Origin of the sequence: Noviherbaspirillum phoenicis, assembly GCF_047237965.1 — a bacterium.
Taxonomy (GTDB): Bacteria; Pseudomonadota; Gammaproteobacteria; order Burkholderiales; family Burkholderiaceae_D; genus Noviherbaspirillum_A.
Window position 1 is genome coordinate 716189 of record NZ_JBDFLX010000001.1, and the last position, 17209, is coordinate 733397.

13 protein-coding genes and 1 tRNA gene are annotated in these 17209 nt (G+C 57.9%); 10 read left to right on the forward strand and 4 right to left on the reverse strand.

The genetic code is table 11. The features are described 5' to 3' along the window. Positions 1–219 precede the first annotated feature (219 nt). From ABC383_RS03345 to ABC383_RS03375, 7 genes are all read left to right on the forward strand, one after another. On the forward strand, positions 220–1617 hold the full coding sequence (locus ABC383_RS03345) for a TIGR03013 family XrtA/PEP-CTERM system glycosyltransferase (RefSeq protein WP_413011961.1): 1398 nt from the start codon (positions 220–222) through the stop codon (positions 1615–1617). A 19-nt stretch (positions 1618–1636) separates the two neighbouring features. Further along, positions 1637–3730 carry an XrtA/PEP-CTERM system histidine kinase PrsK gene (gene prsK / locus ABC383_RS03350; protein WP_413011963.1) on the forward strand — a complete coding sequence of 698 codons (2094 nt, stop codon included), beginning with the start codon at positions 1637–1639 and terminating at the stop codon, positions 3728–3730. Further along, positions 3727–5079 carry a PEP-CTERM-box response regulator transcription factor gene (gene prsR / locus ABC383_RS03355; RefSeq protein ID WP_413011965.1) on the forward strand — a complete coding sequence of 451 codons (1353 nt, stop codon included), beginning with the start codon at positions 3727–3729 and terminating at the stop codon, positions 5077–5079. Before prsK ends, prsR begins: the two co-directional genes overlap by 4 nt. An 11-nt stretch (positions 5080–5090) precedes the next feature. Beyond that, complete coding sequence (locus ABC383_RS03360) at positions 5091–6677, forward strand: acyl-CoA ligase (AMP-forming), exosortase A system-associated (RefSeq protein ID WP_413011967.1); 1587 nt, start codon at positions 5091–5093, stop codon at positions 6675–6677. Continuing rightward, positions 6677–7927: a pyridoxal-dependent decarboxylase, exosortase A system-associated gene (locus ABC383_RS03365; protein ID WP_413016228.1), complete on the forward strand. Its 1251-nt coding sequence runs from the start codon at positions 6677–6679 to the stop codon at positions 7925–7927. The genes ABC383_RS03360 and ABC383_RS03365 overlap by 1 nt, the downstream gene beginning before the upstream one ends. Positions 7928–8069: 142 nt before the next feature. After that, positions 8070–9512 (forward strand): mannose-1-phosphate guanylyltransferase/mannose-6-phosphate isomerase, encoded by a 1443-nt coding sequence (locus tag ABC383_RS03370; RefSeq protein WP_413011969.1) that lies wholly within the window; start codon positions 8070–8072, stop codon positions 9510–9512. Between the two features lie 211 nt (positions 9513–9723). Further along, a complete protein-coding gene (locus ABC383_RS03375) occupies positions 9724–9948 on the forward strand; it encodes a hypothetical protein (RefSeq protein WP_413011971.1) in 225 nt (74 codons plus the stop codon). A 16-nt stretch (positions 9949–9964) separates the two neighbouring features. On the opposite strand, the gene ABC383_RS03380 is transcribed toward ABC383_RS03375, so the two are convergent. Beyond that, positions 9965–10729: a S1 family peptidase gene (locus tag ABC383_RS03380; RefSeq protein WP_413011973.1), complete on the reverse strand. Its 765-nt coding sequence runs from the start codon at positions 10727–10729 to the stop codon at positions 9965–9967. A 69-nt stretch (positions 10730–10798) separates the two neighbouring features. Beyond that, entirely contained in the window at positions 10799–11590 is a 792-nt protein-coding gene (locus tag ABC383_RS03385) for a YdcF family protein (RefSeq protein WP_413011975.1), read from the reverse strand. Positions 11591–11740: 150 nt separating this feature from the next. Between ABC383_RS03385 and ABC383_RS03390 the strand changes: the two genes are divergently transcribed. Then, positions 11741–11833 (forward strand) — tRNA-Leu (locus ABC383_RS03390). 153 nt (positions 11834–11986) lie between these two features. Here ABC383_RS03390 and ABC383_RS03395 read toward each other — a convergent pair. Both ABC383_RS03395 and ABC383_RS03400 read right to left on the reverse strand, forming a co-directional pair. Continuing rightward, on the reverse strand, positions 11987–12889 hold the full coding sequence (locus ABC383_RS03395) for a hypothetical protein (RefSeq protein ID WP_413011976.1): 903 nt from the start codon (positions 12887–12889) through the stop codon (positions 11987–11989). A 252-nt stretch (positions 12890–13141) separates the two neighbouring features. After that, positions 13142–14359, reverse strand: a complete 1218-nt coding sequence (locus tag ABC383_RS03400; RefSeq protein WP_413011977.1) for an acyltransferase family protein — start codon at positions 14357–14359, stop codon at positions 13142–13144. Positions 14360–15015: 656 nt separating this feature from the next. On the opposite strand from ABC383_RS03400, the gene ABC383_RS03405 reads away from it, so the two are divergent. Together ABC383_RS03405 and ABC383_RS03410 are read left to right on the forward strand one after the other, a co-directional pair. Next, a complete protein-coding gene (locus tag ABC383_RS03405) occupies positions 15016–16044 on the forward strand; it encodes a glycosyltransferase family 2 protein (RefSeq protein WP_413011978.1) in 1029 nt (342 codons plus the stop codon). Between the two features lie 74 nt (positions 16045–16118). After that, positions 16119–17003 (forward strand): glycosyltransferase family 2 protein, encoded by an 885-nt coding sequence (locus tag ABC383_RS03410; RefSeq protein WP_413011979.1) that lies wholly within the window; start codon positions 16119–16121, stop codon positions 17001–17003. The last annotated feature ends 206 nt before the right edge of the window (positions 17004–17209 follow it).

A 17209-nucleotide genomic window follows, 5' to 3' on the forward strand; every position in this document is an offset into this window, starting at 1 on the left:
GCTTGATGCACTGCAGCATGAATTGCCGGCACGACGAATGTTCTATGTTTAAATGCTTCTTGGATAATTCGTTTCTTCATAGTAATATTTATTTTAGGAAATAAATATTGTTGTGATTGGTCAAGTTGCTTTCCGATCGCGTCGGCAGCCTGGCTTTTGCCTGTATTGACCGGGCCGTTCCCGAAGGGCGCGCGCCGGTATGAGTCTGGAGTAGAAAAAGTGTTAAAAATTTCTAATCACTACGTATCGAAGATTGCTTCCGCACTGCTGATTATCGAGATAGCGATCCTCATTGCGTCTGCCTACCTGGCTGCGGCGATACGCCTGCCGGGCGAAGGCGGTTTCTTCCGCACCGACGACCATCAGTTCCTGCCATCGGCAATGGCCTTCGCGCTGTCCATGGTGTTCGCCATGACGGCGCTGGGCATGTACCAGCATGACTTCCGCGAAGGACTGCGCAACACCCTGCTGCGCATGATGCCTTCCTTCCTGCTGGGCTTCGTGCTGACTGCCTTCTTGTTCTACATGATGCCGAGCTTCTACTTTGGCCGCGGCATCCTGATGCTGATGCTGGCGTTCGCCGCCTGCGGCATCCTGGTGGTCAGGGTAGTGCTGTTCAAGTCCTCCGAATCGCGCCTGCTGGAGTCGCGCATCCTGTTCCTCGGCGCCGGTGCGCTGGCCCGGGAATGTGCGGACCTGGCCAGCAACAATGGCGGCTATCACAAATATGACGTGGTGGGCTTCGTGCCCATGCCCGACGAAACGCCGGCCGTGGCCGGCGGCGCCATCCTGCCGGTGGGCCGGTCGCTGGTCGCCATTGCCAGCGAACACAATGCTTCCGAGATCGTGGTGGCCGTGCAGAACCGGCGCGGCGGCGCCTTTCCGATCCGCGAACTGCTGGACTGCAAGCTCAACGGCATCAAGGTGATCGATTCGGCCACCTTCTTCGAGCGCGAAGCCTGCCAGATCCGCGTCGATTCGCTGCAGCCGAGCTGGTTCGTGTTCGGCAGCGGCTTTGATCAGACATTCATGCGCAGCCTGGTCAAGCGCGCGTTCGACCTGTTTGCCAGCCTGCTGATCCTGCTTGGCACGCTGCCCGTGACCGCGGTCACCGCGCTGCTGATCTGGCTGGAAGACCGTTCGCCGATTTTCTATCGCCAGGAGCGGGTGGGCGAGGACGGCAACACCTTCATGGTGCTGAAATTCCGCAGCATGCGCACCGACGCCGAAAAGGAAGGCGCGCCGGTATGGGCCAAGACCGGCGACACCCGCACTACCCGGGTCGGCCGGGTGATCCGCAAGCTGCGCATCGACGAGATTCCCCAGGTGCTGAACGTGATCAAGGGCGACATGAGCTTCGTCGGCCCGCGCCCGGAGCGCCCGTTCTTCGTCGAGCAGCTGTGCGAGCAGGTCCCTTACTACAACATGCGCCACAGCATCAAGCCGGGCATCACCGGCCTGGCCCAGGTTCGCTACCAGTACGGCGCCTCGGTGGAAGACGCGGTGCAGAAGCTGCAGTACGACCTGTACTACGTGAAGAACAACAGCCTGTTCCTGGACCTGCTGATCCTGCTCGATACGCTGCAGGTGGTGCTCCTGAGCAAAGGCAGCAGGTGAACCTGGCGAGGTCAGCGCCATGGTAGTCAACGTCATCGCGGTCAGCTACGGCATCGCGGCGGCGGCCTTCCTCCTGCTGACGCTCCTGATGGTCACGAGCTGGCGCGGCCTGCTGCACGGCATTGCGCTGGCGGTGGCCAGCGGCCTGACCGCGGCATGGGCCGGCCTGGTGGCGCAACAGGCCACGCATGGCATACAGCTGTCGCTGTTTTCCGATGTGCTGGAACTGGCGCGCGACGCCGCCTGGACCGTGTTCCTGCTATTGGTGCTGAACCCATACCGCAAGAGCGGCGGCACGCCGGCGCTGCAGTCGAAGCTGGCCCTGCCGGCGCTGGTGGCGCTCTACCTGCTGTGCACGGTCGGCACCGTCTACACCCGCTGGATCGCGCGCGACGTCGATGCGATGGTGTACTTCATGTTCAACTTCGTCGGACGGGTGGCGGTGGCCGTGATCGGCATGCTGCTGGTCGAGCAGCTTTACCGCAGCACGCCGCCGCAGGAGCGCTGGGCCATCAAGTTCGCCTGCCTCGGCATCGGCGGCCTGTTCATGTACGACTTCTATCTCTACAGCGACGCCATGCTGTTCCGCTCGCTGAGTTCGGAGATCTGGGCCGCGCGCGGCATGGTCAATGCGCTCGCCGTGCCGCTGATCGCGGTCTCGGCGGCGCGCAATCCGAAATGGTCGCTTGATATAGCGGTGTCGCGCCGGGTGATCTTCCATTCGGCCGCGGTGTTCGGCGCCGCGCTTTACCTGCTGCTGATGGCCGTGGCCGGCTACTGGCTCAAGTTCTTCGGCGGCAGCTGGGGCGCGGTGATGCAGGTCACCTTCTTCGCCGCCGCGCTGGCGCTGCTGGCCGGCATCGTGTTCTCTGGCACCGTGCGCTCGCGGTTGAAGGTCTTCATCAGCAAGAATTTTTATAACTACAACTACGACTACCGCGAGGAATGGCTGCGTTTCACCCGCACCCTGTCGACCAAGGGGCCGGGACTGGGCGAACGGGCCATCCAGGCCATCGCCGACCTGGTCGAGAGCCCGACCGGCGCGCTGTGGCTGCAGGGCGATGCAGGCTACAAGCTGGAGGCCCAGTGGCATATGCCCGATGCGGCCGGCAGCGAGCCGGCCGGCAGTGCGTTCTGCCAGTTCCTGGAGCAAAGGCAATGGGTCGTCGATCTCGGCGAGCTGAGGGACAATCCGGAAAAGTACGACAACCTGGCGCTGCCTGGCTGGCTGGCAGGCCTGGAGCGGGCCTGGCTGGTGGTGCCGCTGATCATGCATGAGAGCCTGCTGGGCTTCGTGGTGCTGTCCCAGCCGCGCAGCCGCATCGTGCTGGACTGGGAAGTGACGGATCTGCTGAAGATCGCCGGCAACCAGGCCGCCAGCTACCTGGCCCAGCAGCAGACGGCCAATGCGCTGATGGTGGCGCGCCAGTTCGAGTCATTCAACCGGATGTCCACCTTCATCGTGCACGACCTGAAGAACCTGATCTTTCAGCTTTCGCTGCTGGTGGCCAATGCCGAAAAGCACAAGAACAACCCCGAATTCCAGAAAGACATGATGGAAACCCTGGACAATTCGGTCAAGAAAATGAAGCTTCTGCTGCACAAGCTCAACAGCAGCGACTCGATCGAAGGGCCGGCGCCGCTTTCTCTTGATAAACTGCTAACCCAGGCGGTGGCGCTGAAGTCGCAGTTCGAACCCAGGCCGACGCTGGAACTGGCCGACACCGGCCTGACCTTGCTGGCCAACTGGGGCCGCATGGAAAGGGTGGTGGGCCACCTGATCCAGAACGCGATCGAGGCTTGCGGCCGCGACGGCCGGGTGCTGGTACGATTGCGCCGCGACGGCGCCAACGCCGTGATCGAGGTTGCCGACAACGGCACCGGCATGAGCCAGGAATTCATCCGCGACCGGCTGTTCAAGCCGTTCGAGACCACCAAGTCCGCCGGCATGGGCGTGGGCGTGTTTGAAAGCCGGGAATATGTGCAGGAACTGGGCGGCCATCTGGAAGTGAAGAGCCGGCAGGGCGAGGGCACCAGCTTCATCATTACATTACCGCTGAACGGCCAACGGGCCGCGCAGCAGCAAGACGAACAGCAAGAGGAGTCGGCGTGAGCCAGTCTAAGAAACATCTGCTTATCATCGAAGACGATCCGGGCCTGCAGAAGCAGTTGCGCTGGAGCCTGGACGACTATGACGTTCTGGTGGCGGGCGACCGCGAGGCGGCGCTGGCCATGGTGCGCCGGCACGAGCCGGCCGTGATCACCATGGACCTTGGCCTGCCGCCCGACCCGGACGGCGCCACCGAGGGCTTCGCCACGCTGCAGCAGATCCTGTCGCTCACGCCCGACGCGAAGGTCATCGTCCTGACCGGCAACCAGGACCGCGCCAACGCGGTCAAGGCCATCGGCCTGGGCGCCTACGATTTCCACCACAAGCCCTTCGATCCGGAGATGCTGTCGCTGGTGATCAACCGCGCCTTCTACCTGCATGCGCTGCAGAAGGAAAACCGCAAGATCCTGTTGAACCAGGCCGACTCGCCGATGGCCGGCGTGATCAGCCGCGACCCGGGCATGCTCAAGGTCTGCCGCAGCATCGAGAAGGTGGCGCCAACCTCGGCCAGCGTGATGCTGCTGGGCGAAAGCGGCACCGGCAAGGAAGTGCTGGCGAGAGCCCTGCATCAGCTCAGCCCGCGCGCCGACAAGCGCTTCGTCGCCATCAACTGCGCGGCGATTCCGGAAAACCTGCTCGAGTCGGAGCTGTTCGGTTATGAAAAGGGCGCCTTCACCGGCGCCGCCAAGCAGACGCTGGGCAAGATCGAGACCGCCAACGGCGGCACTTTCTTCCTCGACGAGGTGGGTGACCTGCCGATGCCGCTGCAGGCCAAGCTGCTGCGCTTTTTGCAGGAGCGAGTGATCGAGCGCATCGGCGGGCGCGAGGAGATTCCGGTGGACGTGCGCATCGTCTGCGCAACGCACCAGAACCTGAAGGAACTGGCCAGCGCCGGCCGCTTCCGCGAAGACCTGTACTACCGTCTCTCGGAGATCGTGATCACGATACCGCCTCTGCGCAACCGCATCGGCGACACCGCGCTGCTGGCGCATCATTTCAAGAACCGCTTCTGCAGCCAGGAGGGCCGCTCGTCGCTCAGCTTCAGCGACGATGCAATGACGATGATCGAGGCCCATCCGTGGCCGGGCAATGTGCGCGAGATGGAAAACATCATCAAGCGCGCGGTCATCATGGCCGACGGCCCGCAGATCGTGGCCGACGACCTCGGCCTGGGCGATTCGCCGGCGACCGATGAATTCATGAACCTGCGCCAGGTGCGCGATGAAGCCGAGTACAAGGCCATCATCAAGGCGCTGGCCCGGGTCGACGGCAACATCGTGCGTGCCGCCGAGCTGCTCGGGGTGAGCCGCCCGACGCTGTACGACCTGATGAGCCGGCACGGCATCAAGTAAGGCGAGCCGCAATGAGCCTGTTCGCAAGCGACTTCATCCAGGCCTCGGCGGTGCGCGCGCCGGAGGCGGAAGCGCTCGTCTACGGCGAGCGCCGGCTTACCTATGCCGAGCTGGCGCGCGAGGTGGAAACCTGGTCGCAGGCCTTGCTGGCGCATGGCATCGGCGCCGGCGAGCGGGTTGCCGTCTACTTGGAAAAGCGGGTCGAGACGGTGGCGGCGCTGTTCGGCGCGGCCGATGCCGGCGCGGTGTTCGTGCCGGTCAACCCCTTGCTCAAGGCCGAGCAGGTGGCCTATATCCTGGCCGACTGCGACGTGCGTATCCTGGTTACTTCGGCCGAGCGGCTGGCGGCGCTGGCGCCTGTGCTGGCCGGCTGCGCCAGCCTGCACACCGTCATCGTGACCGGCCAGGCAAGCGCCGCCGCGCTGCCGCCCAAGGTGCGGCTGGTGCCGGCGTCCGAGCTGCCGCCGGCCGCGCCGCCGCGCCAGCGCCACCGCCGCATCGACGCCGATGTCGCCGCCATTCTCTACACCTCCGGCAGCACCGGCCAGCCCAAGGGCGTGGTGCTGTCGCATCGCAACCTAGTGACCGGCGCCAGGAGCGTGGCCGCCTACCTGCATAACCGTGCCGACGACCGCATCCTGTCGGTGCTGCCGCTGAGCTTCGACTACGGCTTGTCGCAGTTGACCACCGCCTTCCTGTCCGGCGCCTGCGTGGTGCTGATCAACTACCTGCTGCCGCGCGACATCGTGCGCGCGGTGGCGCGCGAGCGCATTACCGGCCTGGCCGCGGTGCCGCCGCTGTGGATACAGCTGTCGCAACTGGAATGGCCGGAGTCCGGCACGCTGCGCTACCTGACCAATTCCGGCGGCGCCATGCCGCGCACCGCGCTGTCGGCCTTGCGCAGGCTGCTGCCGCAGGCCGAGATCTATCTGATGTACGGCCTGACCGAGGCCTTCCGCTCGACCTACCTGCCGCCGTCGGAACTGGAACGCCGGCCCGACTCGATAGGCCGTGCGATTCCGAATGCCGAAGTCATGGTGGTGCGGCCCGACGGCAGCCCGTGCGACCCCGACGAGCCGGGCGAACTGGTGCATCGCGGCGCGCTGGTGGCGCTGGGTTACTGGAACGATCCCGCGCGCACCGCCGAGCGTTTCCGGCCCGCGCCCGGCCGCGAGGGCGGCCTGCCGCTGCCCGAGATCGCGGTGTGGTCAGGCGACACCGTGCGCATGGATGCCGAGGGCTTTCTGTACTACGTCGGCCGCAGCGACGACATGATCAAGGTATCGGGCTACCGGGTCAGCCCGACCGAGGTGGAAGAGGTGATCTATGGCGCCGGCGGCGTGCTGGAGGCGGCCGCGGTGGGCCTGTCGCATCCGGCGCTGGGCCAGTCGATTGCCGTGGTCGCGGTGCCGCTGCCCGACGCCGATGTCAGCGCCGACAGCCTGGCCGCCGCCTGCCGGCGGGCGCTGCCCGGCTACATGGTGCCGGCCACCATCGTGATCCGGCACGACAGCCTGCCGCGCAACCCGAACGGTAAGATCGACCGCAAGCTGCTGCAAGCCGAGCTGGCAGCCCCGCAACTGAAGAAGCAGGCATGATGAGCAATTCCCGCAATACCCGTCCGGTGCATGCGCCGCAGACCCATTTCCAGACCGAGAACAACTGCCTGCTGGTGGGCGGCATTCCGGTCACGCGGCTGGCCCAGCGCGTGGGCGCCACGCCGTTCTTCGCCTATGACCGCAGCCTGCTGACCAGCCGCGTCGCGCACCTGCGCGCCAGTCTGCCGGCCGCAATCGAGCTGCATTACTCGGTCAAGGCCAACCCGATGCCGGCGCTGGTGCAGCACATGGCCGGCCTGGTCGACGGTTTCGACGTCGCTTCGGCCAGCGAAATGCGGGTGGCGCTCGATACTCCGATGGATGCCGCCGAGGTCAGCTTCGCCGGCCCCGGCAAGACCGATGCCGAACTCAGCCAGGCGATCGCCGCCGGCGTGGTGCTGAGCCTGGAGTCGCCCGGCGAGGCGCGGCGCGCCGCGCGAATCGGCGAGGCGCTGGGCATCCAGCCAAGGGCGCTGCTGCGGATCAATCCGGATTTCGAGATGAAGTCGTCCGGCATGAAGATGGGCGGCGGCGCGCGCCAGTTCGGCGTCGACGCCGAGGAAGCGCCGGCGCTGCTGCGCGAGATCGGCGCGCTCGGGCTGGACTTTCACGGCCTGCAGATCTTCAGCGGCTCGCAAAGCCTGTCCGCCAGCACCATCGTCGATGCCCAGAGCCAGACTTTCCAGCTGGCCCAGCGGCTGGCCGACCATGCGCCGGCCCCGATCCGGCTACTTAATATCGGCGGCGGCTTCGGCATTCCCTATTTTCCCGGCGAGCAGCCCCTGGACCTGCATCCGATAGCGGACAACCTCCATGCCTGGCTGCCGCGCGTCAGGGACGCCTTGCCGCAGGCCCACGTGGCCATCGAGCTGGGCCGCTACCTGGTGGGCGAAGCCGGCGTCTACATCAGCCGGGTCACCGACCGCAAGGTGTCGCGCGGCCAGACCTTCCTGGTCACGGACGGCGGCATGCATCACCAGTTGGCAGCGTCCGGCAACCTCGGCCAGGTCATCCGGAAGAACTACCCGGTGGCGATTGCCAGCCGCATGGAAGCCGGCGAGCAGGACACGGAAGTCGTCAACATCGTCGGACCGCTGTGCACGCCGCTCGATATCCTGGCCGACCGCATGCCGCTGCCCCATGCCGATGTCGGCGACCTGGTCGCGGTGTTCCAGTCGGGCGCTTATGGACCGACTGCAAGCCCCGCCGGATTTTTGAGCCGGCCCGCCGCCGGAGAAGTGCTGGTATAGCAGGAACAGCACAAGTGATCGTTAAGTGGTCGTTGAAAGAACTTTTTCGTCTGTATGTTTCCATACTAAAAAAGTTACAAACGTTCTCAAGAGAATTTACAAAATTGCGCGATAAGCGCACCAACATGAAAGGAGCCACGCGATGGCCAATATCTACCCAGTGATCCTGTCAGGCGGATACGGCACCCGTTTATGGCCGCTGTCCCGGGCCGCGCTGCCCAAGCAACTGCTGCCGCTCGCCTCCGAAAAAACCATGCTGCAGGAAACCGCGTTGCGCGTGGCCGGCTGGCCCGAGCTGCAGCCGCCGCTGCTGGTGTGCGGCGACGAGCACCGCTTCCTGGTGGCCGAGCAGCTGCGCGAGATCGGCATCAAGCCGACCGGCATCCTGCTGGAACCCGAAGGCCGCAATACCGCGCCGGCGGTGGCGGCAGCGGCGCACTTCCTGCTGGCCCGCGACAAGGAGGCGGTGATGCTGGTGCTGCCTGCCGACCATGTGATCGGCGACGTCGAGGCCTTCCATGCGGCCGTGCAGAGGGCGCTGGACGTGGCGCTCGGCCAGGGCGCGCTGGTGACCTTCGGCATCGAGCCGACCGCTCCGGAGACAGGCTACGGCTATATTCGCCGCGGCAACACGGTGGCTGGTTTCGATGGCTGCTTCAGCGTCGACCGCTTCGTCGAAAAACCCGACGCCGCCACTGCCCAGCAATTCCTGGCCGACGGCGCCTACAGCTGGAACAGCGGCATGTTCCTGTTCGAGGCCTCGCGCTATCTGGACGAGCTGCGGCAGTTCCAGCCCAGTATTGCCGAACGGACCGAAGCCGCGGTCGCGGGCCGTCACGGCGACCTCGACTTCTGCCGCATGGATGCCGACGCATTCGCCGCCAGTCCGTCCGACTCGATCGACTATGCGGTGATGGAACATACCAAGCATGCCGTCGTGGTGCCGGCCTCGCTGGGTTGGAACGATGTCGGTTCTTGGTCGGCATTGTGGGAAGTGCAGCAGGGCGACAACGACGGCAATGTGCTGCGCGGCGACGTCTATGTCGACCGGGTGAAGAATTCGCTGGTGCGCTCCGAGAGCCGGATGGTGGCGCTGATCGGCGTGGAAGACCTGGTCGTGGTGGAAACCGACGACGCGGTTCTGGTCGCGCACAAGAACCATGTGCAGGACGTGAAGAAGGTGGTCGAACACCTGAAGCGCCACGAACGTACCGAGCACCTGAATCACACCCGCGTCTACCGGCCCTGGGGCTACTACGAGGGCATCGACGCCGGCAGCCGCTTCCAGGTCAAGCGCATCATGGTCAAGCCGGGCGAGAAGCTTTCGCTGCAGATGCATCATCATCGCGCCGAACACTGGGTCGTCGTGCGCGGCACCGCCCGCATTACCTGCGGCGAAACCGTGAAGCTGCTGAGCGAGAACGAATCGACCTACATCCCGATCGGCGTGACGCACCGGCTTGAGAACCCGGGCAAGATGCCGCTGGACATCATCGAAGTGCAGTCCGGCAGCTATCTGGGCGAAGACGATATCGTGCGATATGAAGACATTTACGCACGCGCACCCGAGTCCAAGACGCAGTAATTTCTGTCGGAAAGTTTTACAGGCTGATGACGGCGGCGCCGCAAGTGATTGAATTCACGCGGTTCCGCCGCGGGCATGGTTATTGCTAAATCCTCTGTGTAACAGTTTGTAAGCAAAGAAATAATTGTGATTTTTACAATTAGCTTTGCGGCCGCCAGGCCGGGCAGGCAGACACCGGCCAGGCGGATACCGAGAGAGGATGGACACCATAATGACTACCCAACAGCAGATTGCCATCAGCACCATTCCCCCCGCGGCGACGCGGTTTGCACGGCGCGACTTTCTCAGCGCCCACATCGTCGAAGTCGGCATCCTATTGCAGGAACAGTTCGGCGTTGAACATGCGGCTGCCTTCCTGAAGGACAACTTCATTCACCTTGACGTAGCGATGCGGGTGCTGCTGCGTCCGGCCGAACGCCGCCGGCCGCAGGCCTGAGCGTCAGCCGCCCGCCTCATTTGCCCTGCAGCAGGCGGCTGATGTAATTTCCCGGAATCGCATAGGCAATGCCGCTCGGATTGCTGACCGCGTTTTCCTTGACTCCCTTGACATAGACCATATTGATGATGCCCACCACGCCGCCGGTAGCCGGGTCGAACAGCGGGCTGCCGCTGTTGCCGGGATAAGCGGTGGCATCGAGCTGGAACACCATCAGCGACGAGCGCTGGATCTGGGCGATCATCTTCGCGTCAAGCCGGCTGGCGGTGGATGCCGGCATCGCCAGCGGCGTATGCGCCGACAGCATCGCGCGATGGGTCACATGGCGCATTCCCAGCAGCATGCCGAGCGGGAAGCCGGTAAAGCCCAGCATCTGACCTTCCTCGACCTTGTCCGAGTCCTGCAGCTTCAGCACCGGAAGCGGCGTGCCGCTGATGCGCAGATGGGCCAGGTCATGTTCCTTGTCGACCGCCGCCACGGTGGCAGTGCGAAACACCGGCGCAGCGCCTTCCCCGGTAATGATGCCCAGCATCTCCTTCTGCTCCGTGTTCAGGGCGGCCGGCAGCACATGGGCATTGGTGATGACGCTCAGGCCGTCGCCCACGGCGAAACCGGTCCCACGAAAATCGGCCGACGGACTGCGGGTCTGCTGGAAGGTGCCGATGGCGACGACTGCCGGCTTGACGCGCTTGATCACCTCCACCATTTCCTGGGCCTGCACGGGCAGGGCGGCCAACATGGCCATGGCGAGCAGGCAGGCACGGCGACGACGGAGAAACATGGAAAACCCCTTAATTAAACAAGCACAGTGAAAGAAGAGAATAAGCGCGGGGCGCTGGCAGCACATGTCTCAATCGCCAACCGCGTGATATCGCCAGCGATACCATGCGATGCCGATCAGCTCATAGATCGCATACCAGGATTGCCGCAAGCCTTCCGCGCTCGGCAGAAACGCCGAGAACCCCAGCGGCGGATGGCTGAAAAAAAGCGTAGGGGCGGCGACCACCACCAGGCCGGCGCGCTGGAAGGCATTGCGGGCGCGCGGCATGTGCATCGCGTCCGTCACCAGCAGGATGCGGGTGACGGCTTCAGGCCGCAGCACCTGGGCGCTGAAACTGGCGTTTTCGGCCGTATTCCTGGACTGGCCCTCGATCCATTTCACCGGCACGCCGAAATCCTCGCGCAGCGCCGCGGCCATCGCGTCCGCCTTCGACCAGGCGTTGTCGTCCGCCGCGCCATTGCCGCCGGAGACCAGCACCGGCAGCCTGGTTTCGCGCTGCAGCCGCGCGGCGTAGCGCAGCCGCCCAAGCGCGATGTAGTCCGGAATATCCCGCCCGCCATATTCGGCCGCATCCCGCAGCCGTCCCGCGGCCAGCACGACAATGGCCTGGGCGCCGGTCTTGTGCACAGCTTGGAGGGGCGCGGTAAGCCGCTCCAGCGGCGCGACGAAGAGGCGCGCGCCGGCGGTCGTCGACAGTACGAACAGCGCCGCCACGGCGCCATAGAAGACCACGCGGCCGGCCATTGGCGACCGGCGTCGCAGCAGCAACCCGAGCAGCATCAGGACAAACAGGCTGCTGGGCGGCAGTATCAGTTCACGGGGAAGATCAGCCAGCGTTGCCAGCACAGCGGTCATGCTCATTGCGTTCCTGCGCTCCTTCGGAAAATGCGCGCCAAGTAGATACCATGCGTGCGATTGCCGTCAAGCAGGAATACAAAGAAAGCCTTGCCGAAATTTCATCCAATTCCCTTGAAGCCACAAACCGCCATGCTAGAATCTCGTCCTCACTCGGCCCGAGTGGTGAAATTGGTAGACACAGCGGACTTAAAATCCGCCGCTTACCCGAGAGGGGGCGTACCGGTTCGATTCCGGTCTCGGGCACCAAATCACCAGATCAAAAGATTGCCTTGCCTTAGGCATCATTAAACTGTTCAGTGCTTACTTCATCAGGTGATAGAGCGGTTGCAAAAAACTTCCGTCATCACCGGCACAGAATGGTGCTCAGTCATCTTGCATTTGATAATTCTTCCACGACCCTCACCCTCTCTTCATCCGTACTAGTAACCGCAAGAAGTAATGCCTGAGCTTTTCAACATGTCTGACATAATAAGCAAGCACTAAAACATAGTACTTTTTGTAGACTAATGGCATTATTTTAGGTATTTCACATTCAACAAAATAATTGCCGACGCTCGCATCTTTCAACTTCTTTAATTCGAAAAAAGGATCGATTCCGAGGGTTGACAGGTAGCGATAGAATGGGCCATCTGTAATATCTACAGGCGAATCATGGCGTATCAAGAACCGATCATTCACCGCCATACTAAAGTTTTTCAACTTTGAATACCAATAATATTCGAGGCCCCAGGTTGACGTGGAATCTGAAAAACAGTCAATTACCGCAAGCAATCCTTCTTTTGAAAAGATTGGGGCCATGACCTCAACAAAGCTGACTTCGCGCCAAGTGTTAGTCTGTTTACTCTTCAAAAATTCCCAATAAGTACTAGAATCTGAGGCTACAGCACCTTGATACAAGGTTTTTCCATCACTACATCCTGCGCGCAAGAGTGCGCCTAAGTCGTAAAAGCTAATGCCTACGTCAGGATCGAAAAAAGCGAATGATTCAAAATGAAGCATGTCTGGAAACTCCAGAAAAAACAGTCGAGCGGAATCGAATTTTGAAAGGCCTCCCTTTATGAGCCAGAAATTCTCGTGGACTGTAAATTCTATGGGTTGGTATTGCGATATAACAATGACGATATCATTATCGTAAAAATAATCTGTCAGGCAGAGTGGGCATTTTTGACCGCATCTTATAAAAAGAAGAAATCGTCCGGTTTTTTTGCCAATTTTCTCCACCGAGACCGTTCTTGAGTTGAGATTTAGATCAGCTGGAAGATTCATATCATTGTTAGGAAAATAGTCTGTTGACGCAATCATTTTATTGTGACTGCATTGAATGAAACGCCTAATGTTTAGTGGGGTTTGGATTGTGTTATATGGATTTAAACTTCAAACATTAGACGAGTACTGCTAACTCTAAAAAAATCTGTAAACGCAGCAGGATGCACCGAGTCAACAGTGGTCCGTAGGTCGGATGAGTTCTGATCAGCGTCAATGACCGTCGGTCGAAATTACCACGTCGTGCCTGACACTAAAAACGCTCTTCTAAAAGTTATTGGATGCTCACACTTATATTACTTTTGCTGTTGGGCTGGCGATAAGAAGAGTTGAATTTCTTTTGGATATTATCTTCCCAAGTTTTAAAAATGGAATTTCTACGAATTTATAAAACAAAAAGCATAATAAGACGGTTGCTGATATTGTGAAGAATGGGAAAAGTATGGTATCCGGTGAAATTATTTGTCTGATAAACATTGCGGGGAGTTGCTGCAGTTGGCCATGCAATAAATACAACGAGTAACTGGACTGTCCGAGGAGGCATGTCGGAACTAGTAATGCTATCCTGAACTTCGAATCATTCGATTCTAATGATTTAGATGTGGAAAGCCGATATTCTATTTCTCCGAGCATCCATAAGAAGCCAGTGGCAATGATCGCTGCAAAGGTGAAAGTGAGATTGTATTTATTGATCGTAAGCGTATGGCCGAAGTGGTTTGGAAAAAAAATAAAAAAAAGTGAGAGAAATGACAGGAAGGCTGTTCCAGCGAATGACACTATCAAGGCCATTTTTCCGAAAAGCATGTTTGGCGTCACTCCTTTCTCATGCGCCCAGCGAAGCAAAATTCCCAGAAAGAATGCTGGCCAAAAGGAAAAGAACAGTCCGCTATCCCTTAATGTTGGTATTGCTGTGGCAAAGATTGACGCAGCCAACACCAACATTAATATTTTTTTTCTCCGTGACTTAAAGAAACTCGTAAGATAGATGACAATGTAAAGTTGAATTTCGATGGAGAGGGACCAGTAGACGGCATTAATTGGACTGAAGGCATCCTGCAAATTTCCATTTTTGTTGAAAAAAACTTGTGTCAATGTTGCTATCTTTAACCAATCGATGGCGCCAAACTGAAGCCATTTTGGTGAAGGAACGTGATAGACGCCAGATTTTAAAGAGCTTATAGCTTCTACGAAGTAGGGCAAAGCCGCGATAAGCAATATCGATGCCCAAAATGGCGGCATCACACGAATTAATCGGCGGAGAAGGAAATTATTCGGATGTTGCCCTTTGCGAATTGTTTCTTCGGCAGAGGCATAGATGCAATACCCTGAGATTACAAAAAAAATGGGTACACCCTGGTACCCGTATCTCGCGATAGCAAACAAAAAAGGCGACAAATGCTGAAGTGAATCAGCGATGTGAAACAGGAACACCCAAAGCGCTGATAGGCCACGAACACACTCAAAGACAGTAGTTACCTCGAAACGAGGCTGTTTAATTTCTGGATCCATCGGTATCTTTCGGTTAATTTCCGGATGGAATTATACATAGCTGCCCAGCATGTAAGCGAATCTTTACTCGTTAAAGTAGGCGTGCTGAAAAATCAGGTGGGTAAGCTGGTGGCTTGGATCTGTTAATAGCAACATTGTCAACTGGCGTCGTTTGCTGAAATTAACATTGCGACTTCTTCTCAAAGTGACTGAAGTCGGACAAGGGTTGCCTTGTGCGGAGTCATGCAGATTTAATGGAAATCCTTTTCTTGCCAAGCAAATGGACTCTTTCTTTTTCTTGTTAATAAGGCAAGTCAATCGTTTTTATGTACTACATGGCCAATGGGGAAAATTGTGTTATCTCACTCGGCTATTGCCTTGACGCGATAGTGTCCTAGGTAACTCGCCAGTCTCTTTCGCCAGATGTAGCCGGTGACCTAGCTCGCCGCATCGGTAACTCATGCAAGTTGTCAAAAAATAGGTTTGCTGTTTTTATGAAAGTAGTTTACTGTAAGTAATGTTTTAGTATGGATACAATGCGTTAGGCTTCTTCCTTCGATTTCGTATCCTCATGCGTGTGGATGTGTCCGCACTCAGTTTTACTGAAATGAACAATAGCGATTAATGAAGAGGGCGGCGGTTCGGTTGCACCGTCGTTGATTAAACAGGCAAGGCAAATGGGAAAACGCCATGCCTCCTACGCGATATCGGTGAACATGCTGCCTCGATTTTCTGTAATTATCCCCAATTTTAATAACGGATTAACGCTTGCGCGGGCAATTGAATCGGTTCTGGCGCAAACATTCGCAGCGCACGAAATCATCGTTGTGGATGATGGCTCGACTGACGATTCAAGAGCAGTTGCTGAATCCTACGGCGAACGCGTTCGATATTTTTGGCAGAACAATCAAGGGGTTTCCGCAGCTCGAAACTACGGCGTGGAGATGGCCACGGGGGATTGGTTAGCGTTTCTCGATGCTGATGACGAATATTATCCTAATCGTTTGGAAGCACACGCTCGCTGGATCCAGGATGAGCCCGATCTTGATTTCTTGTTAGGAGATCAGGAATCGCGGACGCCAGATGGCGAATTAATTGAAACGTTTATCGCAAAATCGCAAGGCGGTCGCGCAATCCTGAACGATAGCAGTGGTGCTGATCGCATCTCGTTATCTGTCGACGATTTCGAAAACTTGATCAGCGACGGTTTTACTGAAATCAGAACGATTTCCGTCCCTAAAAAGCGTTTTGTTAGTCTAGGTGGTTTTGCATCGAAATTGAAGATTGGGGAAGATTTGCATTTTTTTGTTCGACTTTTTGCCGTTAGTCACAAGGGCGGAGTTGTTCCAGAAGTTTTATCAATATATTACATCTACCCATCAAGTGTTTTGAGAAAAGATCCGCTGCTAGCCATGCGGAACTTTGTGGATGCCGTCGAAATTTTGGAAAGGGATGTATCGTCAGCTCCTGCAGGGATAAGGCGAGGTGTCAGGCAGAAGTGTAGAGCAAGCAGACTCAGTCTGTCCTATGCGCTATTACGTGCGAATAGGAAAGGCGCCGCATTTCTCAATATAGTTCCTAACTTTTTGAAAGCGCCATCATTGGCGACCATGAGAGACGTGGCGTCGATATGTCGCGGCTTTCCCAGCGAGGCCAAGTTCAACGAAACACGTAACGAGCCAGTTGGCAAGATTCCCGCAAATTAATCCGTGTGTTCATCGCATTTGTTCGGTCTCAAAACATGATGGCCTGATGTCATCAAACGCGTTCAAAATATAATATGGAAATAAGCGTCGTTGTATGCACAAGAAACAGAGCTAATTATCTGGATAGGATGCTAATCAGCCTGCAGCAGTTGCAGGTGCCAGATGGTCTGGAGTGGGAAATTATATTTGTCAACAATGGTTCTTCGGACAATACACGGCCAGTTCTTGAAAGTTCTCAAAAAAGATTTTCCGTTCCAGTCAAGATTATTGATGAGGATCGCCCCGGCTTATCCTATGCAAGAAATGTAGGTTGGAAAGAAGCAAGCGGGAGAATTATCGCTTTTACTGACGATGATTGCTACCCGCATAGTGATTGGTTAGCGCAAATCCATCAAGTATTGGGTGATCCGCACGTCGGCTATGTAGGTGGGCGGGTATTATTGTTTGACTTGACCGACGCTCCAGTCACAATACAGATTTCTGAGTTAACAAAGGACTTTCCAAAAGGAAGTCACATCGAGTCAGGGAATATCATTGGTGCCAATATGGCTTTCAAGCGGCAGCTTTTGGACCAGGTGCAAGGCTTCGATTGTCGCCTGGGCGCAGGAACTCGCTTGCGAGCGGGCGAGGATACTGATCTTTTGATCAGAGCTTCTCTAGCTGGCTTTGAAGGACGTTACGACCCTTCCATCATCGTTTACCACCACCACAGGAGAAAACCCGGCGCTGACATCCATAAGCTTTCTTCCGGATATGCGTACGGACGCGGAGCTTTGTCAATGAAGACGATCTTGGAATCGGATGCAAAATCATTGTATCTGAAGAATTGGTACTGGCGTATCCGTTCTTTGATTGCCAAGAAAAGATTTCTTGAATGTCTGGAAGAGGCGAGGGGAGCAGTTCTTTTTCTCTCGGAATCAAGAAAGAGCAAGTCGTCTGCATTTACAAAGGCAGGGTAGCGCAAAGGCGAATGTTGAAAACCCCGTCAAGAGTCTAAAAAGGGAGTGTAGTCAAAACAGACTATTGTGAAATTCAGAGTACTGATGTAAGTGGTATGCTTATGCCTTTTTTATTGATTCAAAATCTATAAAGTATTAAATGTTTTTCGCAACACAGTTTGCTGCCATGTTTTAAATTCTATTGCGCATTCCTTCCAGTCGAATTA